Genomic DNA, 24,482 nt, shown 5'->3' with positions numbered 1-24,482 from the left:
CGCGCAGGCGGCGCTAGGCTGCCAGTTGCTGCAGGCGGTTGAGCAGATATTCGGCGTTGCGCTGGTCGAGCTGCTCGAGGCGCGTCAGGACGCGCTCGATCACCTTGGAAGCGAAGCGCTGGCGATCGCGATCGCCGCCGTCATAGTCCATGTCCCGCGCGACGTCGAAGGCGGCGCGGAAGGCAGGGAACAGGTCGAGCGGCAGGTGGGCGTACTGAAAGATCGACTGCATGCCAAGCCCGCCCTGATCGTGGATCAGGAGGCGGGCATTGATGATCGGAACTCCCGACAGCACCGACATGGCTGCCTCGAAAAAGGCGATGTCGCCGCTGCAGAGCGCGCGCAGCAGCAAGGTCGGCGACAGGCGGCCGGCGCTGTGCAGCTGCTGAGCAAACTCGATCACGTCGGTGCTCTTGGCGCCGGAGGGCAGCAGCATGATCGTCGCCTTCTCGCGTGCTGACAGCACCAGATCGGCGGCCATTTCGTCCGACATGTAGTGACACTGCACCAGGTAGTCGCGCAGGCTGCCTGAGACGATGTTCACGATGCGCTCGGATAAGGCGAGCGGCAGATTGGGACGGGCGACCAGGGAATTGGTCACCGTGGCGTCCGAACCGTGCTTGTCGAGAATCTTCTTCATCTCGGCATCACCGAGCGCGGCGCCCTTGTTGGCGGCCAAGGCGGCGACTACGCCGCTCGACTTGCCGTGATCGATGAGCGCGTTGGCAACCTTGCCGGAAACCTCGGCGCGCTTGGCGACCGCGGTTTGCTTCTCGGCGCTGGAGGAGCGCACGATCTCAATGAGGTCGGCGTCGCTCAACACCTTGGAGAACTCGAGAACGGGCAGCGCGACCTGCTCCACATCTTTCGCCATCTTGAGGGCGATGTCGTGCGGAAGATTTGCGCTCGACTTCAGATGGCTGGCGAGGGATTCGCGGACTTTGACCTCGGCGTCCTGCACCATCACGCGGAAGATCTGTTCGGCAAGCGCCCGCTCGCTAGCCGATAGTTCTCCCAACTCGAATGCTTCGGCGACCTTGACGGCGGTCTCGGCGCGCACCTCTCCACTTGGATTGGTGATCAACCGTTTGACGTCGGCCTCGGTCAGCAATTGTGCCATGAGCAAGCTCCGCTATTCGGGCGCGACTCCCTGGCTTCGCGCCGTTTGCCCAGTCAAACAAAGAAGGGTTAATAATCCGCTACTCCACGGCCCCTGCCGCGGCCACCGCACGGTCGAGCGTGCGCGAGAGTTTGTCAACAATTTCATCAACTTGCGGGTCCGCCAAAATGAATGGCGGGGCCAGGACGACGTGATCGCCACGGACGCCGTCGATACACCCGCCGGTAGGGTAGCAGACAATGCCCTCCTCGAAACCGATGCGCCGAACGCGTTGCCACAGCTTGGTCTTCGGGTCGAACGGCGCCTTGCCGTCGCGGTCCGCCACCAGTTCCAGCCCGATGAACAGGCCCCGCCCACGGATGTCTCCGACATGCGGATGCTGACCAAAGCGCTCCTGCAGCCGACCGAACAGCAAAGCGCTCAAATGCCGCACCCGCGCCAGCAATCCCTCCTGTTCAATCGCCTTCTGCACACCCAGCGCGGCCGCCACCGAGAGGGTGTGGCCCGCATAGGTATGGCCGTGCTTTAAGCTGCCTGAGCCCTCGGCAATGGCGTCGAAGATCTTCTGCGAGATCAACAGACCGCCAATCGGCTGATAGCCGCCGCCCAGTCCTTTGGCCATGGTGAGGATGTCCGGCGCGACGCCATCTTCGTTGCAGGCATACATGTGACCGGTGCGGCCCATGCCGCACATCACCTCGTCGAATATCAGCAGCACACCGTGCCGGTCGCAGATCTCGCGCAGGCGTTTCAGATAGCCCGGTACCGGCGGCGCGCAACCGAGCGAAGCTCCGACCACGGGCTCGCAGAAGAAGGCAGCGACATTCTCCGCGCCCAGGCGCTGGATCGCACGCTCCAGCTCATCGGCGACGCGGAGCCCATATTGCTCCGCGCTTTCATCAGCGCGGCGGTCGCGATATTCGTAGCAGGGCGCGATATGCGTCACGTCCATCAGCAGAGGCTGATAGGGCGCGCGGCGGTTTGCATCGCCGCCGAGCGCCAGTGCGCCCAGCGTGTTGCCGTGATAGGAGCGCTCGCGCGCGATGAACAGGCGGCGGGAGGGCCACCCAATCTCCAGGAAGTACTGGCGTGCCAGCTTCATCGCGGCTTCCACCGCTTCCGAGCCGCTACCGACGAAGAAGGTCTTGGTGAGACCGGCCGGCGCCTGAGCCACCAGGCGCTGCGACAACTCCTCGATTGCCGGCGTGGTGAAGAACATCGAATAGGCATAGGCGACGGAATTGAGCTGGCGCTTGATCTCCTCCATTACCAGCGGGTGCGAATGACCGAGGCATGAAACCGCCGGCCCGCCCGAAGCGTCGAGATAGCGCTTGCCGTCGTCATCGACGAGATAGGCGCCCTCACCCTTCACGATGACCGGCACGGGATTCTCGAGGTCGCGTTGGAACAGCGCGCTTTTCTTGGGTTCCAGTAGCATAGGGATCCTGAAGTCTAGGTCTCGGCGGTCAGGACGCGGACCACCACATCCTCGAAGGCTTCGCCGGCGGCGCGGTCGAAGGCGCGGACGATCTGCGCCAGCGAGGTGCCCTCGGCTGGCACCTTCTGCTCGGTCAGGATATTGGCGACGATGCGCCGGTCCGGCATGCGCACCAGCTTGGCCGCCAGGCGCAGATGCGCAGTCGGTTTCCCTTCCGAATATTCCGCCTGGAAATCGCGAAGCTCCGACTGCAGCACGTAATCCGGCCGCAAGCCGACGGCATCGCGCCCGACGGCGACGATCGCCTTCGAGGCCTCGAAGCTTTCGATCAGCTTGCCTTGCAATAGAACCGGAGCGTAGTCGGCCCAGGCGCCATTTGCGTAGTATTCGATGACGCCCGGGGAGCGCGTCAGAGCAATGCGCGTGGTGTTGAGATCCGCCGACGCGACCGGCGTGCCGATCACCAATTGCCAATTGACCTTGGGCAACGACCGGCCGAAATCACGCACCGGCGACAAGGTATAGAGTGGAATTGGATTGTTCACTTCGGGAATGACGCCACAGCCCGCGACCGCCGCACCGCCGGCCAGGATGAAACGACGGCGGTTGATCATGGTGCGTCGACCCCGCTGCTGCGGTCTCTAAGGAGGAAGCGCGCGGGGTCCGTTTCGAGCTGGTGCGAGATACGGGTCATGGAGGCGACCAGCCGGCGCAGCTCACTGACCAGCTCGCCGGTCTCATAGAGGGTGGTGGCGGAGAACTGTTTCAAGGGTTCGCGATTGTCTTCGATCACGGCGGCAAGCTGTTTCGACGTCCTGTTGAAGCTGTCCGCCATCAGGGCGAAGTTGCGCGCGGCCTTGCTGGCATCACCGCGCACGTCGCCCACTGCACCGCGCAGTTCCATGGCCAGGGCGGAGAATTCCTTGGCCGCCTTGTTGAGCTCTTCGATTGCACCGCCGGCGCTGGTCATGACGCCTTCGGCCGAGCTTGCCCCGCCCACCAGCTGCCGGGTAATCGCCTCGAGATTGGCGAGGGAGTTGCTGAAGGCCTGGCGGTTTTCGTCGCTGAGCAGATCGCTCATGCGCTGAGTTATATCGTCGATCTTGGTCAGGAGATCCGGCACGCGGCGCACGATCTGCTCCAGCGCGGAGGGGCCTGCTGTGATCTCGCTACCGGGCTCCAGCAGCGTGGCCGTGCTCGTGCCGCGGCTGATCTGCACGACCACGCCGCCAGCGATGCCCTGGATCTCGAGCGTCGCCCGTGAATCGACGCGGATCGGCGTGCCTTCGCGGATGGCGAGATCGACGCGTGCCAATTCGCTGTTCTCCGGATCGATGCGCACGTCGGTCACGCGGCCGACCGGGATGCCGCCGAACAAGACCGTGCTGTCGACCCGCAACTGCGACACCGAACCGGCGAAGCGGACAAAGTACTTATAATACACGGCCTCGCCCTCGAAGCGGGCAAGCCAGAATACGAAGAACGCGATCGCCAGGAGGGAAGACAGGACAAAGGCCCCGATCGTGATGTGCTTGGCGCGGGTTTCCATGGGATACAGCCCTCGATCAATCCGCCGCAATGCCGGCGGCGCGCGCACGCGGCCCGTGGAAATAGCTCTGAACCCAGGGGTGCGGATCGCGCATCAATTCTTCCAAGGTCCCCACCTTGACCTTCTTGTCTACCAGGACAGCAATCCGGTCGCAAATCGTGACCAGCGAGTCGAGGTCGTGGGTGATCATGACGACGGTCAGGCCAAGGCTCTGCTGCAGGCTGCGAATCAGCTGATCGAAGTCGGCGGCGCCGATCGGGTCGAGGCCGGCGGTCGGCTCATCCAGGAACAGGATCTCCGGATCGAGGGCCAGAGCGCGCGCCAGGCCGACGCGTTTCTTCATGCCGCCGGAGAGCTGCGAAGGATATTTGGCCATCGCGTCGATCGGCAGGCCGACCAGCTTGACCTTCAGCCCGGCCAGCTCGTCCACCAGCTCCGGCGGGATGTCGCCGCGCTCGCGCATCGGCGCCTGGATGTTCTCCGCCACCGTGAGCGAGGAGAACAAGGCGCCGTTCTGGAACAGGACCCCCCAGCGGGTCTGCAAGCGGCGCAGCGCCTCGTCGTCTAGCTCGCGCGTCAATTGGCCGAGGACGCGAATGTCGCCTGCCGTGGATCGATTGAGGCCGATGATGGTGCGCAGCAGGACCGACTTACCGCTGCCGGAGCCGCCGACCACGCCCAGCACCTCGCCCCGCCGGATGTCGAGATCGAGACCGTCATGCAGCACCTGCTCGCCGAAGCGATTCACGAGGCCGCGTATTTCGATGATGTTCGCGCTTCGCTCCGCCATCTCAGATGCTCAGGATGGAGAAAAGGACTGAGAACAAGGCATCGAAGATGATCACCAGGAAGATGCCCTCCACCACCGCGCGCGTGGTCATCTTGCCGACGCTTTCGGCGCTGCCGGTCACACGCAGGCCCTCGAAGCACCCGACCAGCGCGATCAGGATGGCGAAGACGGGCGCCTTTACCATGCCGACCCAGAACATAGTCGGCGTGATCACGTCATTCAGGCGGGTCACATACTGGCCGAAGGTCTGATCGACCAGCACGGAATACATGATGCCGCCGCCAAACAATCCCATCAGGTCCGCGAAGAACGTCAGGATCGGCAGCGTGATGATGAGGGCCGTGACCCGCGGCAGCACCAGGACCTCCATGGGATCGAGCCCCATGGTGCGCAGGGCATCCACCTCTTCGCTTACCTGCATGGTGCCGATCTGCGCAGTGAAGGCCGAGCCGGAGCGGCCGGCAACAACGATCGCAGTGAGCAGGATGCCCATTTCGCGGAGGACGGAAATACCGACCATGTTGACGGTCAAGAACTGAGCATTGAATTGCCGCAATTGGTCCGCGCCCTGATAGGCAAGAACAACGCCCACCAGGAACGAGATCAGGCCGACGATCGGCAAGGCATTGATGCCGGTCTGCTCGATATGGACCAGCAGCGAAACCCAGCGGAAGCGGCGTGGGTTGGCAATGACGCGGCCGGTAGCCAGCACGAACTCGCCAAAGAAGGCGACGAGGTTCAGGCTCTCGGCCAGCACCTCCTCGACACCGGCGCCGACATCCGCCACCCAATCGGTGATCGTGCGTGCCCTCGGCCGTTCCGGCGTGACCTTTGGCCCTGCGGTCAGCACGCGCTCAGCCAGGGGCTGGAACTCCGGCGCCAGGTTTCGCCACGGTATCTCCTGGCCCTCGCCCTGGCCACTCGCGCGCGCCAGCAGCCAGGCACCGGCAGTGTCGATCGCGTCGATCTCTGTCAGATCCAGGACCTGTGCAGCGCTCTCCTTGGGCAGGGATTCGACCTGCCGGTCCAGGTCGGCCGCGTATTCGACCGTCCAGGCACCCCCCGCCTGTAACACGGCGCCGTCGCGCTCTTGCGCGAGTTTGATCCAGCCGGGTTGGTTGGTCATGCGATCGGAGATCTACCCTGCGCGGGGCCCGCTGCCCGCGCAGGGAGAATAGCAGGTCGGGAAGTTCGAACAATGGGAGGGGGCAGAACCTCAGACCGCCAGAACAGTCTCCAGATGTTGAGGCAGCTCCTGCTCGGCATGCCGCGTCAGATCCTTTGGGATCTCTGCCGTCACCATCTTGCGCGTCGCGTCGCTGAGCTCGGTCCGCAGGTCACCCAGCGTGGCAGGCGGTGCGATCAGGATCAGGCGGTCGAACACCTTGTTGGCGGCGGCGGCGTCGAGCACTCTCGCCATTTCGCGCGCAAACTTATGCTTCTCGAAGCGGTGCCATTCGGTCGGCGGTTCCATGGCCGATCGCCCACTGCCGACGCTGCTGAAGGCGCGTCCGGGCCTGTCAGTGAGGATGTCCCGGTCATGGTGGTGCAGATCGGCCTTGTGGGTCGCGCCCGAAACTGGCTGTAGCCCCTTGCCCACTCCGTGATTCGCGTAGAGGCGCGCCCGGGCGCCATCGGCGACCAGAATATATGTAACCGTCTTTTTCATAGTTTGCTCCGGAAATGCGGAAACCCCTCTGGCGTGGGCGCCTCTCGGTGCACCCTCAATGGCATTTAGGTGCTTCAACCGCTGGCGCAATGGGAAAACACGGGCAAACCGGGTGGGTTCCAAGCACAGAAAGGGCGATGCGGCCAGGATTGCACCTGGGCTGCATCGCCGATTCCTGAACGGAGCGCCTGCTTAGATGTAGTAGGCCTTCAGCGGCTCGAAACCGTTGAAGTTCACGGCCGAGTAGGTGGTCGTGTAGGCGCCGGTCGAGAAGATGCGCACGCGGTCGCCGATCTTGAGATCGCGCGGCATGTGATAGTTTGCCTTGTCGTAGAGGATGTCGGCGGAATCGCAGGTGGGACCCGCCAGGACGACCGGCCCCTCCTCCACGCCCATCTCGCGCACCGGGCGGATGCGGTAGCGGATACCTTCGCCCTCCACCTCGGCTAGGCCACCGAAGCGGCCGATATCGAGATAGACCCAACGACGGTCCTCTCTGTAGCTCTTCGTGGAGATCAGCACGACCTCCGCCTCCAGCACGCCGGCATCGCCGACCAGATAGCGGCCCGGCTCCACGATCATGCGCGGCAAGTCGTTGCCGAAATGCTTGGTCATTGCGTTCATGATCCCGGAGCCATAGGCGCCGATCGCCTCGACTGGGGCGTTGTAGTGGGCCGGGAACCCGCCGCCGAGATCGATCATCTTGAGATCGATGCCGGCCTTGGCGACCTGCTTGAAGACCTTCTTCACCGAGGCGACAGCGGAATCCCACTGGGCCGGCTGCGTCTGCTGCGAGCCGACGTGGAACGAGACGCCGTAGGGCTCCAGCCCCAGCTCGCGCGCCTGTATGAGCAGGTCGGCCGCCATCTTGGGTGCGCAGCCGAACTTGCGGTTCAGCGGCCACAGAGCGCCCTCGGCATCGATCAGGATGCGGCAGAAGACCTGTGCGCTCGGCGCAGCCTCGGCGATCTTCTCCAGCTCGGCCTTGCTGTCGAAGGCATAGAGATTGATGCCGCGGGCATAAGCCCAGGCGATGTCGGACTGCTTCTTGATGGTGCTGCCAAAGGAGATCCGCTCCGGCGCGACGCCAAGCGACAGCACCTGGGCGATCTCGCCGGCCGAGGCGGTGTCGAAACTGGCGCCCTGCTCGGCCAGACGTGAGAGGACTTCCTGCGCCGGGTTGGCCTTGACGGCATAGAACACTTCGGCGAGCGGCAGTGCGTTCGTCAAAGCGCGATACTTCTCCGCCACCACGTCCAGGTCGACCACCAGGCACGGGGTGGCGGGACGTCGCTCATTCAGGAATTGCTCGACTTTGTCGGACATTTCTTCGTTTCCTCCGCGGCCGCGTCCACCCCGAGCAGCCAAAAGGTCTTCGCCAAAATAGAAATCGCCGCAGGGGTGCTGCAGCCCGACCTTTACCCAGTCGGCGGTGCGCCCCTTGCGGCGATTGCCGTGTTGGCTTGCCCAGAATATGGCGACAGAGGTTTAGAATTTGTCACCGATCTGGCCGGCCAGAGCGGAATATTTGAATCCCGTGGCGGCCAATGAGCAGTACCAGGTTTCGGCGCGGATCAGGCGCTAAGCCGCTTTCTTGCGGCCGCGCCACCAGCGGCCCTCCTTGTGCCCGCGCCAAGCCGCCTCGCCGAGCTCAATGACGTCCACCGAAGACTGCAGCAGATGTTTCAGACCCGATGCCAAATCAGGCTCCGAGGTCCGATAATGGTGGCTCCAGTTGTTGGCAATATCGCGGGAACGGCGGGTCGTCTCCATCATGGCGTTGCGCCGCCGCAGGTAGTCGAATCCGAGCCACTTGTAGTGCAGGAGAAGTAGCTCGTCGCGTTTCGGGTAGACGACATTGCCGGCCGGCTCGGCGACGTGGCCGCCCGGACCGAAGTTCGTCTCCTCGAGAGCATTGGGATCGAACAGGCGCAGCTTGCTCATCATGCGATGCGGCACGCCACGTCGTACGGCGGAGAGCAGCGTCTCGTCCGGCTCCGGAAAGCGATCCGACACCATCTCGTAGCCAAGCGCCGGGATGCACGTCACGCCCCGTCTGCGGCACGTCCGCAAGTAACCGAGGAAGTCCGGATGGTGCAAGAACTCGTCGATGTCCGCGACGATCACCCAGTCGGCGGTGCCGCGGCTCTCCTTCCAGCAGGTGTTGTGCAGATCCTGCAGGCTCGTGATCATGGAGTCGGGTTGCGTCCAGGTGACCTTGCGAATCTCCACCTTCGGCGTCCGGCGCAACAACTCAAGGGAGCCATCCGTCGAATCGCTGTCGCAGATGACGAACCGCTCCACCCACTGCGCATAGTGCCGGAATAGGAAGGGCAACATCAGCTCTTCGTTCCATGCTGGTGCGTAATAGTGGATGCGCGGTTTGCGCCACCAGAAGAACATTCCCTATTCCTTCGCCTGCTCCACGGGCTCGATCAGTTCCTTCAGCGGATAGCCGGAGAACTTCTTTGTCTCCGCCATGATGACATTGGTCGTGACCGAGGCGATGTTCGGCTCCTCCTCGATCAGGCTGTGATGCAGCTCGACATAGTCGCCGACCGAGCGGCAGACGAAGTGGACGATGTAGTCGAAATTGCCGGAGATCTGATAGCAGGCGATCGCCTGCGGCGTGCGCTCGATCAGCCGCTCGAACGCGCCCTGCTGGGTGCGGCCGTGCTTGTGCAACGTTACGAAGGACAAGATCTCGACATAGTCGATGAGCTTGGAGAGGTCGACGTCGGCACGGTAGCCTTGGATCACCTTGCTGCGCTCCAGCGCGCGGTGGCGAGCGTGACAGGGGCTAGCGGAGAGGCCGGCCTTGGCAGCCAGCTCCAGGTTGCTCATCCGGCCCTGTTCCTGCAGGGCCGTCAGGATCTTGAGGTCGATCCGGTCGATCTTGTGTGACTTGCGCGCGGCCATTCCGTTCCCCTAGCCGGCCCGGGAGCGGACCGCATGGCGCGATGCTTAGGCAGAATGCGGCTGGATCGCAAGGCCCCGGGAGCCCTGTCCCGCTTTGCAAGGACGGCATGGGCTGTTATCTAGGGCCACGTCGCATTCCAGCCGCCAGGTGTCTCGATGGATCTCAAGGCCCATATCCGCCACGTTCCGGATTTCCCAAAACCCGGCATCCTGTTCTACGACATCTCCACCCTGCTGGCGCACGGGCCCGCGTGGAAGGAGACGGTGAATCGGCTGGTCACCGCCGTTACGCCGCTGGAGCCGGACCTGCTGGTGGGAATCGAGTCGCGCGGTTTCCTGGTGGCGGCGCCGCTTTCCTATCTGATGGGCTGCGGCTTCGTCATGGTGCGGAAGCGCGGCAAGCTGCCCGGCGACGTGATTCAGCATCACTACGATCTGGAATATGGGACCGACACGGTGGAGATCCAGGCGGGAGCCATTACGCCCGGCCAGCGCGTGGTCGTGCTCGACGATCTGTTGGCGACCGGCGGGACACTGCAGGCCGCGATCAGCCTGCTGCGCAAGGTCGGCGCCGATGTGGTGGGTGCCGCCTGCATCATCGAGCTGGCGTTCTTGGGCGGCCGCGGCAAGCTCGACGTGCCGTTCAGGTCGATGATCTCGTACGAGTCGTGAGGGAGAGCACACTGTGCCAACCGTCACGCTCTATCGCCCCGTCGGCCCCAAGGAGCTGGCGCTGATCGAGGCCAGCGGGTGGCGCGCATTTCCGCCGCGCCTGCCGGAGCAGCCGATCTTCTATCCGTCCTCAATGAGGACTACGCGATCCAGATCGCGCGGGACTGGAACGTCAAGGCGAGCGGCGCCGGCTACGTCACCCGGTTTGAGGTCGACGCGGATTTCGTCAAGCGCTACGCGCCGCAGGTCGTTGGCTCCGCCATGCACCGCGAGCTGTGGATTCCGGCCGAGGAGCTCGACGAATTCAATCGGCACATAGCCGGGCCGATCGAAGTGACGCGGGCGTTCGTCAAGAATGGATGACGCGATGACAGGTTTGAAAATCTATGGCACAGCGCGCTCGCGGACGGCGCGGGTGCTGTGGATGGCGACGGAGCTCGGGCTGCCGTTCGAACACACTCCGCTGACGATGGGCGATGGGGCGCTGAAACAGCCGCCGTTCCTCAAGATCAATCCGGCAGGCCGCGTGCCGGCGATCGACGATAATGGCTTCGCCATGTCGGAATCGCTCGCGATCAATCTCTATTTGGCGCGGAAATATGGCGAGCGCGCGACGCCATCGCTGGCACCGGCCTCGCTCGAGGAAGAGGCCAAGATCTGGCGGTGGTCGTGCTGGGCGCTGACGGACCTGGAAATTCCCCTGAACACCATTCACCTGCATCGCAACTTCTTTCCGCCGGACAAGCGCGATGCCAAGGCAGCCGAGGATGCGGAAGCGCAGGTACAACGGCCGCTGGCGATGTTAGACAAGGTCCTCGCGGAAAGTCCCTATCTACTAGGCTCGCGATTCACGGTAGCCGATCTCAATGTGGCCTGCGTGCTGTCGGCCTCGCGCCTGTCGGCTATCGACATTGCGGCTTTTCCTCAGGTGGCGGACTGGGCCAAACGCTGCCACGAGCGGCCGGCATCCCTGGCAGTGCAGGCGATGCGGAAAGCAGACGCTTAGGCGAGGGCTCTCGCTACCTGTTCCGTCAGCCGCAGCAACGCGCGATCGCTGCCACGCGGACCGATGAGCGACAGGCCGACTGCCGCGCCGCCGACCAGGCCGGCGGGGATCTGCACCTGCGGCAGACCGCCCAGCCCGGCGATCGAGGTCAGGCTTAAAGTACGGTCGCGGAAGTCGGCCAGCTCTTCCTTGCTGGCATCAAGGCGCGGCGCAATGGTGCCGGCCGTTGGAATCAGCAGCACACCATCAGGGCCGAGAACGCGATCGAGGTGCGCCGAGACTTTCGTGCGGAATTCCTGATCGTCGCCCTCGGGCGCTTCCGCGACTGACTTGGCGAGCGCGAAACGTTCGGCGATTTCGGGCCCGAATTTCGGCTTCGTGGATTCGATCCAGGCACCGTGGATGGCCCAGATCTCGCGCGGTTGCAGGCGGCGGAAGCGCTTCAGCCATTCGCCGAGGCCGCCCAGCTCGCTCGCCAAGTCCAGTTCGGCTGCAATCGACAGTGTCCCCGCTGCCCGCGACAGCGCCTGCCGCACGGCGTTCGCGACGCTCGGTTCCGCGAGCGCGAAGGCATCCCGTATGACATAGAAGCGGCTGAGCGCGATGCCGCTTCGGTCGGCCGGCAGCAGCACCTCGCCCGCACGGTACAGCGTGTGCGCGTCACGCGCGAACCAGCCGACAGTATCGAAGCTCGGCGCCAAAGGCATAACGCCGGAAATATCGACCGCGCCGTGGGTCGAGCGAATGCCGAACATGCCATTGAGGCAGGCCGGGATGCGCACCGAACCGCCGGTATCGCTGCCCAGCGCCAGATCGACAGTGCCATGCGCGACGGCGGAGACGGATCCGCACGAGGAGCCGCCCGGAATGCGCTCCGGCGTCAGCGCGTTGCGCGGCGTGCCATAGTGGAAGTTCTGGCCATTGAGGCTGAAGGCAAGCTCGTCGGTGATGGTCTTGCCGATCATGCTCGCGCCAGCATCGAGCAGCTTCTGCGCCGCCGGCGCGGTTGCGCTCGCCGGGCCATGGCTCGCGAGCCAATCGGGATTGCCGCAGCCGGTGACGCGGCCGGCAATATCGAAGATGTCCTTGGTGGCGAAGGTCAGGCCCTTCAGCGGACCGGAAGCGGCGCCGGCAATCTCGAAATCGCCGTGCGGGCAAAACGCACCGGTGGCAAGCGCGGCGGAAGAAAGGGCCATATGAAGATACGTTCTATTTCGTCATGGTCGGACTTGGTCTTACCATCCACGAGTTTCCATCGGCGAGACCGAGCGGACGCACATAGGCTCGTGGATGGTCGTGCCGAGCATGACCACGACGCAAGTTGGTGGACAATATCAAGTCTCGATCCCGTCGCCTTTGGTCTCGATCGGCTCCTCGTCCTGCGGATCGAGGCGGCGGATGATGATGTCGCCGTTGGGCAGGACCTCGGGCGCAGCGTAGCGCGGCACGGTCATGATCAACAGATCGAGCGCCTTCATCATTTTGGCGAGCGCTTCGTTGGCGAGGCGCTCGGCTTCGGCAGTGTTATTCTGGAACGAATCCGCGCCGGCGCTCGTAAGCGGCATGGCCAACAGGCACAAGGCAAAGAACGACAAGAGACGCGTGCGCATCGCGACCTCCCTCTCAAAACCCGAACTGCGCCTATCCTGACGCGATCCGCGCGCCAATACCAGTGCCGCATGGTCGCGGATCGCGATTCTTGCTCTAATGGCGCACCACTTGCAGGGGAGTTCGGGCTATGGTGGGGGATTCCAGGCATCCATTTGTGCTGGATCGGGAGCGGTTCGACGCGCTCGGGACTGAGACGATCAAGATGCTGGCCTCCTACCTGCGCGCCTTGCCGAACGAGCCGGTCGACCGGATCGTCCCGGAAGAGGTGCGGCAAAGGCTGATCTCGCTGCCCCTGCCCGAGTATGGACAGTCGCCCGAGGAGATTCTGGACTTCCTGCGGCGCGAGATCATGCCCTGGCCGATCGCCACCGGGCACAAGCGTTCCTACGGCTGGGTGAATTCGCCGCCCGCGCCGATCTCGCTATTGGCGGACGCCATCGCCAGCACCATGGATTGCGGGTTGGACGGCTTCGACCACTCCGCCATTTTCCTGATGAAAAGCCTAGGGCGCTGGATCATGGAGCTGGTCGGGTTTCCGACCGAGGGCAGCCTGTGCCTGCTCCTGAGCGGCGGGTCGTCAGCGACGCTGAATGCGCTGACCACGGCACGGCATCGCGCCGCCGCGCGCGATGGCTGGAACCTGCGCACCGAAGGACTGCAAGGCGGGCGCAAGCGCCTCATCCTTTATGCCAGCGCAGAGAGCCATTCCTCGATCCAGAAGTGCGCCGAGCAGCTTGGCATCGGGACCGACCATCTGCGCGCAATCGAAACCGAGCCGGATTTCCGCATGAAGCCACCGGCGTTGCGGACGGCGATCGAAGCCGACTTACAGGCAGGCCACCTGCCCTTCGCCATCGTGGCGTGCGGCGGGGCGACCAATACCGGCGCAATCGATCCACTGGACGAGATCGCGGACATCGCCGCGGCATTCGATATCTGGCTGCACGTGGATGGCGCGTTCGGCGCCTGGGCAGCGCTCGATCCCTCCTATCGCGACCGGTTCCGTGCCTTCTCGCGCGTCGATTCGGTCACGCTCAATCCGCACAAGTGGCTGCAGGTGCCGGTCGATTGCGGCGCGCTGCTGACGCGCCACCCGGAGGCGCACCGCGCCGCCTATTCCCTGACCCCGGACTACCTCGAGGCGGGGCATAGCGAGGCGCCATGGCCGTACGAGCATATGTTCCAGCTGACCTACGGCAATCGCGCGCTCAAGGTGTGGGCCGCGATCGCGCGCCTGGGGCGGAACGGCGTTGCCGAATTGGTGACGCGGTGCAATGCGCTCGCCAAGCTGCTGGAGCAGCGCGTGCGCGAGACAGCCGATCTTGAGCTGCTCGCGCCGGCTTCGCTGTCGGTCGTGAACTTCCGGTATCGACCGACGGCGCATGCCATGGATGACCCAGCGTTGGACGATCTCAACGGACGGATCTCGGAGGCCATCAGTGCCAGCGGCAAAGCGCACATTCCGACGACGCGCGTGCACGGGCGCATCGCGCTGCGCGCCTGCTTCCTGCACTATGAGAACGACGAGAGCGACGTAGAGCACCTGATTGCGCTGGTTCGCCGGCTGGGATTCGAACTCGGCAGGCGTTAGCAGCTACTCGCTGACCACAGTCCGTGCTTCCAACTCTTCGACCGACCGTGCCCGCTGGGCTTCCTCCTCCGACAGATAGAAGCGCGGACTCGCATCGAGAAAGTCGTGGACATGAATGACGATCGATTCGCGATCGGCCAGTACGATCGAATAGGCTGGCGGCTCGTGGCTGCCCGGAACACGCCTGCGGCCGCCCTCTCCCCCCTCCAGCGTGAACTGCAGCGCAACCTGATGGTTGAGTGCCCGCAGAGTCGAGAACGGTATGTCGCGCCAAGCGCCATGAATGGGTCGATGAACGTGGCCGAAAAAGATGTGGCGAACGGGATGCTTGGCAAGGACGGCGCCGAGTTCCGCCTTTTGCACGAGCCCGATCGCATCCAGTGCCGGAAGTGCAACATCGAATGGCGGGTGATGCATGGCAAGCATCGCCCGCTCGCCCTTCAGGGCCGCCAGCGTGCGGTCAAGCCAAGCGATGCGCCGGTCGCAGAACCAGCCAGCCGCCGTGCCGGGTTGATTCGTGTCGAGCAGCACCAGCGGCCCGGCCGGTGTTTCCACGACGGATTGGATGAAGCCATGTTCGTCGGTTGGGACCTCGGGGAAGGCATCCCGGAACGCCTGGCGGTCATCGTGGTTGCCGAGCATGAGATGCCAGGGGACCGTCAGATCCTCCAGCGCCCGCCTCAGGACGTTGTAGGCAGCAGGTTTGCCGCGATGCGTAAGATCGCCGGTGGCGAGGACGAATGCGGCGTCCGGCTGGTTCTTATTTATGTCGGCGACAGCGGCGCGCAGCCGTGCCTCCGGATCCAGACCATAGAGCCGCTCCCCGGCCGGGACCAAGTGAGGGTCAGTCAAGTGTATGAACTTCATCAAGCTCGCCCCACGATGATGCGGGAAATAGTCGGGTTTCTTGATGGCGATTTGATTAACCTGACGCCGCGGTGTTAAGTAAACTGATCATACGATTAATATCTTGACCAACAATCGCGAGTAATTATGATCACGAAATTCCTTCGCAGCCTGTCGCCACCAGCGCCATATGATGGCAAAAACGGCGCCCGATCAGTGCCCCGAAGAGTGCTGGCGGCGAAGGTCCAATTCCGAGCGTGAAAGGTGAGGCAGATGCGTACGATCAATCACTTCGTCGGCGGCCAAGAAGTCGCCGGCAAGAGCGGCCGCTTTGGCGATGTGTTCAATCCCGCGACCGGCGAAGTACAGGCCAAAGTGGCGCTGGCCAGCAAGGCGGAGGTCGACGCCGCCGTGAAGGTCGCGGCCGAGGCCTTCCCGAAATGGTCCTCCACCCCGCCCCTCATCCGCGCCCGCGTCATGTTCCGCTTCAAGCAGCTGGTCGAAGAGAACATGGATCAGCTGGCGCACATCGTGACCTCCGAGCACGGCAAGGTCCTCTCCGACGCCAAGGGCTCCATTACGCGCGGCCTGGAGGTGGTGGAATTCGCGACCGGCATCCCGCATATGCTGAAGGCTGACTACTGCGAGAATGTCGGCACCAACGTCGATTCCTACTCGATGCGCCAGGCGCTGGGCGTCGTTGCTGGCATCACGCCGTTCAACTTCCCCGCCATGGTGCCGATGTGGATGTTCCCCCTCGCGCTGGCCTGCGGCAACACCTTCATTCTGAAGGTCTCGGAGCGCGATCCCAGCGCTGCCAATTTCATGGCCGAGCTCATGAAGAAGGCCGGCCTGCCGGACGGCGTGCTCAATGTCGTGCACGGCGACAAGGAAGCGGTGGACGCTATCCTCACCAACCCGGACATCCAGGCGGTGAGCTTCGTCGGCTCGACGCCGATCGCGGAATACATCTACCACACGGGTACCGCGCACAATAAGCGCGTGCAGGCGCTAGGCGGCGCCAAAAACCATATGATCGTGATGCCCGACGCCGACATGGACCAGGCGACCGATGCGCTGATGGGGGCGGGCTACGGCTCGGCCGGCGAGCGCTGCATGGCGATCTCCGTGGCCGTCGCGATCGGCGACAAGGTCGGCGACACGCTGATCGACAAGCTGGCGCCGCGCGTGCGCGGCCTCAAGGTCGCGCCGGGCACCGATCCCGAGGCCGAGATGGGCCCGCTGGTCACCAAGCAGCACTACGAGAAGGTGAAGGGCTATGTCGATCTTGGCGTGCAGGAAGGTGCCAAGCTGGTCGTCGACGGCCGCAGCCTGAGGCTGCAGGGCTATGAGAACGGCTACTTCCTCGGCGGGTGCCTGTTCGACCATGTCGAGCCGCATATGCGCATCTACAAGGAGGAGATCTTCGGCCCCGTTCTCTCCGTCGTGCGCGTGCCGGACTACAACAGCGCGGTCAAGCTGGTGAACGAGCATGAATACGGCAACGGCACCGCGATCTTCACCCGCGACGGTGACGCGGCGCGCGAGTTCGCCTCCAAGATCAAGGTCGGCATGGTCGGCATCAACGTGCCGATCCCGGTGCCGATGGCTTTCAACAGCTTCGGCGGCTGGAAGCGCTCGCTGTTCGGAGACCATCATATGCACGGCCCGGAGGGCGTGCGCTTCTATACCAAGCTGAAGACCGTGACATCGCGCTGGCCGACCGGCATCCGCGCCGGCGCCGAGTTCGTGATGCCAACCATGCGCTGATTCAGAGGTCAGGGATCAGGGATCAGGGATCAGGAATCAGGGATCAGAATTGGAGGCGTAGAAACGTCCTTTTTCTGATGCCTGATACCTGATACCTGATTACTGATGACTGAACTATCTCGCCGCTCCTTCCTAGGCGCCGCAGGCTCCGCCGCCCTTCTCCATGCCTACCCGCGCGAGGCGCAGGCGGCGACGAAGGAGCTGACCATCGCGACCTGGGGCGCGGGTGAGATCAAGGATTTGACGGCGGCTTTCGCGAGACCCTTCACGAGCGAGACCGGTATCAGGGTTCTGTTCGACGGCGCGGGTCCATCCGAGGGCAAGATCAAGGCCATGGTCGACCAGGGCCAGGTCGATTGGGATCTGTGCGATGTCGACGGTTATGTCGCCGTGCGCCTCGCCAATGCCGGCGTGCTCAGCATCATCGACTACAAGAAGGTCCAGCGCGAGGCGGTGATGGCGCCGTTCGCGCTGGAACATGCCATCGCCGGCTACACCTACTCCTTCGTGCTGGCCTACAACACGGCCGCCTTCCCGAAACGGCCGCCGCTGACCTGGAAGGATTTCTTCGACCGTCGGACCTTTCCGGGCCGGCGCGCGGTCTGGCGCTGGATGATCGGCGGATTCGAAGCGGCGGCCATGGCGTCGGGCGCGGCGCGCGACAAGCTCTATCCGATCGACATTGAAGCCGCGGTGGCGAAGCTGGCAACCCTCGGCGACGACCTGGTCGTCTGGGAAAGCGGCGATCATGTCCGGCAGATGCTGCTCGACGGCACCATCACCATGGCGTGCATGTGGCATAGCCGCGCGGCGCAGCTGGGCGCGGAGAGCAAGGGCGCGATCGCCTGGACGTTCGAAGGCGGTCTGTTGTGCCCCGGCATGTGGGTCGTGCCGAAGAAGAATCCCGGCGGCAATGCCGCCTTCGATCTGCTGGCGGCGATGCAGCAGCCCAAGCGTCAGCTGGAATTGACGCGCCTGCGCGGCCTTGGCCCGTCCAATCCGGCGGCCACCGCCGCCATGCCGGAAAGCCTCCGCCCGATCGACCCGACGCAGCCGCAGAACCTGGCGCTGCAGGCCTTCAGCGACAGCAACTGGTGGGCGGACAATTACGACAAGGCGCGTCTCAAGTTTCAGGACCAGTTGGAGCGGCTGTAGCCGGCATGCGGCAGCATGGCACATTGCCCCGGACCGGCGGCGACGCCATTTGTGTCCCGTCGCCATTAGAGGCATTCCAAGGGCACCGTGATGGCATCCTCCCGTCAGAGCATGAGCGCACTTGAGACCGTATGGCGGGGGTTTCGCCGGCTGTGCCCGCGCTGCGGCGAAGGGCGCATGTTCGCAGGCTATCTCTCCGTCCGAGAGGCCTGCGCGGTTTGCAAGATGGCGTTCGAGCCGCTGCGCTCGGACGATGCCCCGCCCTATTTCACCCTGTTCATTGTCGGCCATCTGGTGGTCAGCCTCTATCTGCTGCTGTGGCCTTACATGCCCTTCCCGGACTGGGTGCATGCGCTGATCTGGTGCAGCCTCACGCTGGTGCTCAGTCTCGCGCTGCTGCCCTTCATCAAGGGCGGCGTGATGGCGGTGATCTTCCGGACCAAGGCGAGTCAGTAGTCAGGTATCAGGGATCAGTAATCAGAGTTGTCAGTTTCTCGCCTCCAAGCCAATATCTGACCTCTGATTTTTGACATCTGATCCCTGACAGCCATGCGCCTCCTGGTCTTCCAGCACATCGCGATCGAGCATCCGGGGGTCTTCCGTGAATTCCTGAAGGAAGACGGCGTTCGATGGGACGCCATCGAACTGGATGAGGGCCAGCCGATTCCGGACCTGCGCGCGTATGAAGCCTTGTGGGTCATGGGCGGCCCGATGGATGTGTGGGATGTCGAGGACCATCCCTGGCTGATCCCGGAGAAGCGCGCGATCCGCCAATGGGTGCGGGAGCTGCGCCGGCCGTTCCTCGGCATCTGCCTCGGTCATCAGCTGCTTGCCGACTCGGTTGGCGGCACCTGCGGGCCGCAGCGCCCTCCCGAGGTCGGAATCATGGAGGTCTCGCTGACCGAAGACGGCAAGCGCGACCCGGTGTTCGGCCGGCAGCCCGCAACCGCAAAGGCGCTGCAATGGCATGGCGTGCGGGTGGCACAACCGCCGGAGGACGCGGTGGTGCTCGCCTCCTCGCCCGCCTGCCGCGTGCAGGCCATGCGAGTTGGCGATCGCGCGTGGAGCGCCCAGTATCACGTCGAGCTGGAGGACAGCACGATCTCGGCCTGGGGTTGCGTGCCGGAATATGCGGCTGCGCTCGAGCGCACGCAGGGCGCCGGCGCGCTGCAACGCATGGCGGACGAAGCCAAGCCGCTCATGCCGAGCTTCAAGGACTGCGCGCGGCGGCTCTACCAGGACTTCATGAAATCCGCGAGCGCGATGGCGCTCGCACAGTGAGCTACGCCTTCCTGGCTTCGAAGATCGCGTACCACTTGCGGACCGGCTCGATCGTCTCCCACGTGCCTTCGAACCCAGCTGGAATGACGAAGGCATCGCCGGCCTTGAACTCCTGTGCCTCGCCGTCCGCATTGGTCAGGATCACGCGGCCAGACAGGATCCCGCAGAACTCGTTCTCGGCATAGGACACCCGCCACTTGCCAGGCGAGCTCTCCCAGATGCCGGAAAAGAACTGACCCGTGTCGTCGCTAAAGTAATTCTGCAGGCTCGTCATCGGGTCGCCGGATAGGATGTTGCCGGGCTTGCCCGTCTCGACCGGCGGCGGGTTGGCGCCGAAACGCACCACTTGCACGGCTGCCATGCGCAATCTCCCTCTTGCTGGAGCTGTTATCATTGAGGTGGCATAGCACGCACGCCATCACGGTGCCATGTCGCAATCGCCTTGATCCGTCGTCCAAGGGCATCCATTCAACGGATGCCATAAGCTGGCTGGGAGTCTGCTCTGAAGAATCAATCAACATCGCCAGGAATCAAGGCTGCGGAAGGCGCGCGCTGGATTGATCCGTTCAAGCACGGCCTAGCGCTCTACACCATCATGCTGAATGTCGGGATCGGGCTGCACGCGCTGGATGTCTTCATCATCGCGACGGTGATGCCGCGCGTCGTACGCGACCTTGGCGGCGCTGAATACTACACCTGGGCCACCATGCTCTACATGGTCGCCTCGATCATCGGCACCGCCGCGGGCAATCCGGTACGCCAGATGCTGGGCAGCCGCATCGGCTATGCCGTGGCGGCCCTGGTCTTTGCGGTGGGATCAGCCGCCTGTGCACTTGCGCCCACGATGGCGCTGCTGCTGGTCGCGCGCACGATCCAGGGGCTGGGGGGCGGCACCATGATCGCCCTGTCCATGAGCCTGATCAGCGAATTGTTCCCGCCGCATCTGCGCAAGCGCGTGCTGGCACTGGTGTCTGCTGCCTGGGGTGTCGCGTCGCTACTCGGACCCGGCGTCGGCGGCATGTTCGCCTCCGCGGGGATGTGGCGTGGCGCCTTTTGGATCAACGTGCCGATCGTACTGCTGTTCATGCTGGCCTGCATACGCCTGCCGAAGAAGAAGGCCCGCGAGAAAGCCATCCGCTTTCCCTACTTGCAGCTGGCCCTGCTCACCGCCGGTGTGGCAGCCGTGGCGATGGCGAGCCAGGTTGCGCAGGTCTGGGCGCAGGTCGGACTACTGGCATTGGCGGCCGTGGCGGTTGCGCTGACCATCCGGCTTGATCAGAGCAGCGACAATCGCATGTTCCCCAGTCACCCGCTGTCGCTGGCGCGGCCGATCGGAACGGCGAACTGGGTGCTGTCGCTGTCGTCCATCACGCATTCGGTGATCGGCGCTTATCTGCCGCTCAGCATGCAGATCCTGCACGGCGTTTCGGACGAGGCGGCAGGCTACGCGATCACGGCTCTTGCCTTGTCCTGGACCATCGCGTCGATGATGACGTCCCACATCCATGGCCCGGCGGCGATGCGCAGCATCGTGATCGGCCAGGCGCTGTGCGTGATCGGCCTCGGCGGAATGGCGCTTGCCATCGCCGACCTGCCCTTCTTGGTCATCGTCGCGCTCAACGTGGTGGTCGGGGCCGGGCTCGGCAGCTCCAACCTGCATCTGGTCGAGGCGTCGATGCGCCACGCGCCGTCGGGAGAAGAAACGACGACCGCGGGCGCTATTCCGACGATAAGGTCCCTGGGGATCGCGTTCGGCTCCGCAGGTGCCGGCGTGATCGCCAACAAGGCCGGGCTGACCGACGCCCTTGACTACCAGGACGTCGCGCGCGCGTCGCAATGGGTGCTGTCGATCGGCGCGCTGGCGCCGCTGTTCGCCATGGTGTGCGCCATGCGGTTCGTGCGCATGGTCGGCGCCCAGCCGAAGGCCGTTGCGGCGGATTAGACCGACTAGACCTAGTGCCCGGCCGCGTGCTTTCGCGGCATGGAGAGGATCTCCGCTATCGGATGTTCAGACGGGTGGTTGGGGAAGCGCACGATCACGCTGGTGCCCTGGTTAGGCTCGCTCTTGATCTCAAGCGTGCCGCCATGCAGTTCGACGATGCCCTTGACGATTGGCAGGCCGAGGCCCGTGCCCTCATACTTGCGCGTGAACTGGCTGTCGATCTGGCCGAACGGCGCCAGCGCGACATGCATGTCCTTCTCGTCGATGCCGATGCCGGTATCGCTGACCACGAATTCCACACCGTCATGCCAGGGCCGGCTGGTGAGCGTGACTGTGCCGTTCTCCGGCGTGAACTTCACGGCATTCGACAGTAGATTGATCAGCACCTGCTTGACGGCGCGCTTGTCCGCATGCAGCACGATCGGACGCTCCGGCAGGTCGATATGCATGGTCAAGCCATGCTCAACCGTGCGCGGCCGGATCAGGCGTGCGACGCTGTGCGCGATTTCGTTGCAGTCGACCTCCTCCATGCGCAGCTGGAAGCGTCCGGCCTCGATCTTCGACAGGTCGAGAATGTCGTTGATGAGGCTGAGGAGATGCTCGCCGCTGTTGCGGATGTCGCGCACATAGGAGACGTAGCGCTCATTGCCGAGCGGGCCGAACAACTCGCGCTCCACCACTTCCGAGAAGCCGATGATGGCGTTCAACGGCGTGCGCAGCTCGTGGCTCACATTGGCCAGGAATTCGGACTTGGAGCGGTTGGCGATGACGGCCTGCTCCCAGGCCTTCACCAGCTCATCCTCGTGCTGCTTCTGCGCGGTCAGATCGCTGCAGATCGCCATGTAGCCTTCATCGCCGATCGGCAGCCGCCGCACTGACAGCAGGCGGCCGTCGGCACGGCGATAGAGCCAGTGGCCGGTCTGTTCAAAGGCCTTTGGATCGGTCGCGGGCCTGCCCCGATCATCGGTTTCGAGCCGCTGCGCGCGTCCGCTCCCGGCGAGTTCGTCCAGCATGTCATCCATGGTGATGCCGGAGCGCAGGAAGCTCTCCGGAAACTGCCACATCTGCATATAGGCGCGGTTCCAGTGCTGCAGCTTGCGGTCGCGGTCCCAGACCGCGATGCCGTCTTCGATCGACTGGATGGTGGCGCCCAGCATCTGCGCCGACTTACGCAGCGCATCGTTGCGCGCCTCGATCACTTTCATCTGCTCGCGCGTCACGCGACGGATGGCGACGATCTGCCAAAGCACGAACAAGCCGATGGCGCCCAATACGATGAAAGCCAGGAGCGCAGCCGGCGCCAATGTCGCCATCAGTGATTGGCCAGGTGCGGCAGGTGCCCACACCAGCTGGCCGAGCACGGTTCCGTCGCGACCGGTCAGATTGATCTGCTCAGGCCGGCTATCGACGTTGTCCACCAGCGTAGCCGCCAGCCGCTGCTCCGAGGGCTCTGCGTGCCGCGGCTCCACAATGCGCGGCTCGACGATTCCGTAGATCGCACTGACTTGCTCGAGATACTCGGGCGTAAGGGAGCGCAGCATGACGAGAACGGAGATACCCGGGGATTGTGCGCTCAGTTCGGCCTTTTCATAGGGCATCAGCCCGGAGGCGGCGGCGATTGCAAGCTGGCCATTGTAGGAAAGGTACCCAGCTTGCGGCGTCGGGCCGGGTGATGTGTTGGAAGCATCGGCACGGGCGGCCTCTGCCAAGTCCGCCAGGCCGCCCTCCAACACGGTCGCGGCAGGATCGAGAATCTTCCCCTGCCATTTGGCGAACAGGATCTGACTGTCGGGGCCCAACAGGATGACGCCGTCGACCGACTCGTCAGGGCCGAGCACGGTGCCCTGCTCGAAGGTCGAATCCGCCCAGTCAGGATCGTATTGGACGTGGATCTTTTCGTACGCCTCGTCCCACCAGGCATAGTCCAGGGCCACAGTCTTAGCCGCGCTGCGGAGGTTCGCGACCACGAGTTTGATGCGGGCGGACGTATCCTCGGCATATTGCCGGTCGACTTCGCGGGCGCTGAACCAGACCATGATCCCGATGGTCGCGGCCATGGCGAAGATCAGACCGACGATCGGGAAAACCGTGGCGCGGATCGGCTGCAGGACCGGGCCTCTGCGGTCGGCTGTATAACCCGGCGGCGCTACGTGCGGCGGTTGCATCGTCACTGACACTTCAACTGACGTTTCCGACTGAGGAGTGGTTGTAGCACCATCCCTGAAACCGGCCCCTTGATCCCTGCGCAGATCATTCCAAAGATTCTGGTGCACATTGGTGCCGATTTGGTTAACGGATATGAAAGTGCGGCTCGTTGCAGAGGCGCCACTGTGCAGTGCAAAAAACAAAACATGGCGATTTCGTGGCGGTTAATACATTGAAAAAATTTGTGAAAAACGTTTCACCTGTCGCGTGAGATCGAGCTTGACTTCTCGCATGCGCAACATCATATTTTGCATCGCGGCAACTGGATATCTCCCCTGACATTCCGTTGTCGCATCGCCCTTATGGGCGTTTCCTCCCAGAACTTGGGCCGTGCTAAAGCACGGCCCATTTTTTTCCGCGGATACAAAGGGTTAAGCAAGCAGCGTGGTGTCGCCTGCGCCAAGAGAGCGCTGCATCAATACGCTGTCGACCCACCGGCCGTGCTTAAACCCGATCGACCTGAAGCTCCCCACCAGCTCAAAGCCGCAGGCGCGGTGCAGCGCGATGGATCCCGCGTTGCCGGAATCGCCGATGATCGCGATCATCTGGCGCTTGCCGAGATCGGTGCAGATGTCGATCAGCCGGCCTAACAAAGCGCGCCCGATCCCCCGCCCGGCCGCGCCTGGAGCCACGTAGACCGAATCCTCGACTGTGAAGCGATAGGCGCTCCGCGGCCGATAGGCGCCAGCATAGGCATAGCCGAGGATTGGGCCGGGGCCCTCGGTCGCACAGAGGTACGGCAGGCCGGCATCGACGATGGCACGCCAGCGCCGCGTCAGTTCGGCCGTGTCGGGCGGCGTTTCCTCGAACGAGGCCAGGCCGTGCAGAACGTGATGGGCGTAGATGGCCTGGATCGCCTCCAGGTCCGCGGCCTCCACCGGCCGGATGGATATGGTCGGGGCTGGTTCGCTCACGGCG

At 63.9% G+C, this 24,482-nt stretch carries 25 protein-coding genes; 9 read left to right on the top strand and 16 right to left on the bottom strand.

All coding sequences use genetic code 11. From position 1 onward, the window contains the following. Nucleotides 1-13 precede the first annotated feature (13 nt). The 10 genes from DTX69_RS10055 to DTX69_RS10010 form a co-directional block, all read right to left on the bottom strand. On the bottom strand, nucleotides 14-1,120 hold the full coding sequence (locus tag DTX69_RS10055) for a DUF2336 domain-containing protein (RefSeq protein WP_284735670.1): 1,107 nt from the start codon (nucleotides 1,118-1,120) through the stop codon (nucleotides 14-16). Between the two features lie 79 nt (nucleotides 1,121-1,199). Continuing rightward, nucleotides 1,200-2,558: an aspartate aminotransferase family protein gene (locus tag DTX69_RS10050; RefSeq protein ID WP_119301395.1), complete on the bottom strand. Its 1,359-nt coding sequence runs from the start codon at nucleotides 2,556-2,558 to the stop codon at nucleotides 1,200-1,202. A 14-nt stretch (nucleotides 2,559-2,572) separates the two neighbouring features. Continuing rightward, nucleotides 2,573-3,172 carry an ABC-type transport auxiliary lipoprotein family protein gene (locus tag DTX69_RS10045; RefSeq protein ID WP_119301394.1) on the bottom strand — a complete coding sequence of 200 codons (600 nt, stop codon included), beginning with the start codon at nucleotides 3,170-3,172 and terminating at the stop codon, nucleotides 2,573-2,575. Continuing rightward, nucleotides 3,169-4,107 (bottom strand): MlaD family protein, encoded by a 939-nt coding sequence (locus tag DTX69_RS10040; protein WP_119301393.1) that lies wholly within the window; start codon nucleotides 4,105-4,107, stop codon nucleotides 3,169-3,171. The genes DTX69_RS10045 and DTX69_RS10040 overlap by 4 nt, the downstream gene beginning before the upstream one ends. 16 nt (nucleotides 4,108-4,123) lie before the next feature. Further along, nucleotides 4,124-4,897 carry an ABC transporter ATP-binding protein gene (locus DTX69_RS10035; RefSeq protein WP_119301392.1) on the bottom strand — a complete coding sequence of 258 codons (774 nt, stop codon included), beginning with the start codon at nucleotides 4,895-4,897 and terminating at the stop codon, nucleotides 4,124-4,126. A gap of 1 nt (nucleotide 4,898) precedes the next feature. Next, nucleotides 4,899-6,023 (bottom strand): ABC transporter permease, encoded by a 1,125-nt coding sequence (locus DTX69_RS10030; RefSeq protein WP_119301391.1) that lies wholly within the window; start codon nucleotides 6,021-6,023, stop codon nucleotides 4,899-4,901. Nucleotides 6,024-6,113: 90 nt separating this feature from the next. After that, a complete protein-coding gene (locus tag DTX69_RS10025) occupies nucleotides 6,114-6,566 on the bottom strand; it encodes a host attachment protein (RefSeq protein WP_119301390.1) in 453 nt (150 codons plus the stop codon). A gap of 192 nt (nucleotides 6,567-6,758) precedes the next feature. Continuing rightward, nucleotides 6,759-7,892: a type III PLP-dependent enzyme gene (locus DTX69_RS10020; protein ID WP_119301389.1), complete on the bottom strand. Its 1,134-nt coding sequence runs from the start codon at nucleotides 7,890-7,892 to the stop codon at nucleotides 6,759-6,761. A gap of 255 nt (nucleotides 7,893-8,147) precedes the next feature. Next, nucleotides 8,148-8,969 carry a glycosyltransferase family 2 protein gene (locus DTX69_RS10015; RefSeq protein WP_119301388.1) on the bottom strand — a complete coding sequence of 274 codons (822 nt, stop codon included), beginning with the start codon at nucleotides 8,967-8,969 and terminating at the stop codon, nucleotides 8,148-8,150. A gap of 3 nt (nucleotides 8,970-8,972) precedes the next feature. Beyond that, nucleotides 8,973-9,485: an Lrp/AsnC family transcriptional regulator gene (locus tag DTX69_RS10010; RefSeq protein WP_119301387.1), complete on the bottom strand. Its 513-nt coding sequence runs from the start codon at nucleotides 9,483-9,485 to the stop codon at nucleotides 8,973-8,975. A gap of 156 nt (nucleotides 9,486-9,641) precedes the next feature. On the opposite strand from DTX69_RS10010, the gene DTX69_RS10005 reads away from it, so the two are divergent. The 3 genes from DTX69_RS10005 (at nucleotide 9,642) to DTX69_RS09995 (ending at nucleotide 11,163) form a co-directional block, all read left to right on the top strand. After that, nucleotides 9,642-10,157 carry an adenine phosphoribosyltransferase gene (locus DTX69_RS10005; protein ID WP_119301386.1) on the top strand — a complete coding sequence of 172 codons (516 nt, stop codon included), beginning with the start codon at nucleotides 9,642-9,644 and terminating at the stop codon, nucleotides 10,155-10,157. A 78-nt stretch (nucleotides 10,158-10,235) separates the two neighbouring features. Beyond that, nucleotides 10,236-10,520: a hypothetical protein gene (locus DTX69_RS10000; protein WP_284735668.1), complete on the top strand. Its 285-nt coding sequence runs from the start codon at nucleotides 10,236-10,238 to the stop codon at nucleotides 10,518-10,520. Between the two features lie 4 nt (nucleotides 10,521-10,524). Further along, complete coding sequence (locus DTX69_RS09995; protein ID WP_162917051.1) at nucleotides 10,525-11,163, top strand: glutathione S-transferase family protein; 639 nt, start codon at nucleotides 10,525-10,527, stop codon at nucleotides 11,161-11,163. Here DTX69_RS09995 and DTX69_RS09990 read toward each other — a convergent pair. Next, entirely contained in the window at nucleotides 11,160-12,359 is a 1,200-nt protein-coding gene (locus DTX69_RS09990) for an amidase (RefSeq protein WP_119301384.1), read from the bottom strand. The two genes, DTX69_RS09995 and DTX69_RS09990, sit on opposite strands and share 4 nt — an antisense overlap. 138 nt (nucleotides 12,360-12,497) lie before the next feature. Then, nucleotides 12,498-12,773, bottom strand: a complete 276-nt coding sequence (locus tag DTX69_RS09985; protein ID WP_119301383.1) for a hypothetical protein — start codon at nucleotides 12,771-12,773, stop codon at nucleotides 12,498-12,500. 128 nt (nucleotides 12,774-12,901) lie between these two features. Here DTX69_RS09985 and DTX69_RS09980 point away from each other — a divergent pair, with 128 nt between their 5' ends. Beyond that, nucleotides 12,902-14,365: a pyridoxal phosphate-dependent decarboxylase family protein gene (locus DTX69_RS09980; protein WP_119301382.1), complete on the top strand. Its 1,464-nt coding sequence runs from the start codon at nucleotides 12,902-12,904 to the stop codon at nucleotides 14,363-14,365. Between the two features lie 3 nt (nucleotides 14,366-14,368). Here the strand turns inward: DTX69_RS09980 and DTX69_RS09975 are convergent, their stop codons facing one another. Next, a complete protein-coding gene (locus DTX69_RS09975; protein ID WP_119301381.1) occupies nucleotides 14,369-15,232 on the bottom strand; it encodes a phosphodiesterase in 864 nt (287 codons plus the stop codon). Nucleotides 15,233-15,484: 252 nt separating this feature from the next. Here DTX69_RS09975 and DTX69_RS09970 point away from each other — a divergent pair, with 252 nt between their 5' ends. The 4 genes from DTX69_RS09970 to DTX69_RS09955 all read left to right on the top strand — a co-directional run bounded on the left by DTX69_RS09970 (nucleotide 15,485) and on the right by DTX69_RS09955 (nucleotide 19,417). Next, the gene (locus tag DTX69_RS09970) at nucleotides 15,485-16,981 is read left to right on the top strand and encodes a CoA-acylating methylmalonate-semialdehyde dehydrogenase (protein WP_119301380.1); all 1,497 of its coding nucleotides are present in this window, start codon (nucleotides 15,485-15,487) and stop codon (nucleotides 16,979-16,981) included. A 105-nt stretch (nucleotides 16,982-17,086) separates the two neighbouring features. Beyond that, nucleotides 17,087-18,136, top strand: a complete 1,050-nt coding sequence (locus DTX69_RS09965) for an extracellular solute-binding protein (RefSeq protein ID WP_119301379.1) — start codon at nucleotides 17,087-17,089, stop codon at nucleotides 18,134-18,136. Nucleotides 18,137-18,313: 177 nt separating this feature from the next. Beyond that, complete coding sequence (locus tag DTX69_RS09960; RefSeq protein ID WP_162917050.1) at nucleotides 18,314-18,592, top strand: DUF983 domain-containing protein; 279 nt, start codon at nucleotides 18,314-18,316, stop codon at nucleotides 18,590-18,592. A 93-nt stretch (nucleotides 18,593-18,685) separates the two neighbouring features. Continuing rightward, nucleotides 18,686-19,417, top strand: a complete 732-nt coding sequence (locus tag DTX69_RS09955; protein ID WP_119301377.1) for a type 1 glutamine amidotransferase — start codon at nucleotides 18,686-18,688, stop codon at nucleotides 19,415-19,417. A 1-nt stretch (nucleotide 19,418) separates the two neighbouring features. On the opposite strand, the gene DTX69_RS09950 is transcribed toward DTX69_RS09955, so the two are convergent. Continuing rightward, complete coding sequence (locus DTX69_RS09950; protein ID WP_119301376.1) at nucleotides 19,419-19,778, bottom strand: cupin domain-containing protein; 360 nt, start codon at nucleotides 19,776-19,778, stop codon at nucleotides 19,419-19,421. Between the two features lie 234 nt (nucleotides 19,779-20,012). Between DTX69_RS09950 and DTX69_RS09945 the strand changes: the two genes are divergently transcribed. Continuing rightward, nucleotides 20,013-21,359, top strand: a complete 1,347-nt coding sequence (locus DTX69_RS09945) for an MFS transporter (protein WP_119301375.1) — start codon at nucleotides 20,013-20,015, stop codon at nucleotides 21,357-21,359. 11 nt (nucleotides 21,360-21,370) lie between these two features. Here DTX69_RS09945 and DTX69_RS09940 read toward each other — a convergent pair whose 3' ends face one another. Further along, nucleotides 21,371-23,524, bottom strand: a complete 2,154-nt coding sequence (locus DTX69_RS09940; protein ID WP_119301374.1) for an ATP-binding protein — start codon at nucleotides 23,522-23,524, stop codon at nucleotides 21,371-21,373. Between the two features lie 411 nt (nucleotides 23,525-23,935). Then, nucleotides 23,936-24,478 carry a GNAT family N-acetyltransferase gene (locus tag DTX69_RS09935; RefSeq protein ID WP_284735667.1) on the bottom strand — a complete coding sequence of 181 codons (543 nt, stop codon included), beginning with the start codon at nucleotides 24,476-24,478 and terminating at the stop codon, nucleotides 23,936-23,938. Nucleotides 24,479-24,482: the final 4 nt, after the last annotated feature.

Origin of the sequence: Dongia deserti, assembly GCF_003574735.1 — a bacterium.
In the GTDB taxonomy this organism is placed as follows: domain Bacteria; phylum Pseudomonadota; class Alphaproteobacteria; order Dongiales; family Dongiaceae; genus Dongia_A; species Dongia_A deserti.
Note: the sequence above shows the minus strand (reverse complement) of the source record. Positions and strands in the feature narration are given on the sequence as shown.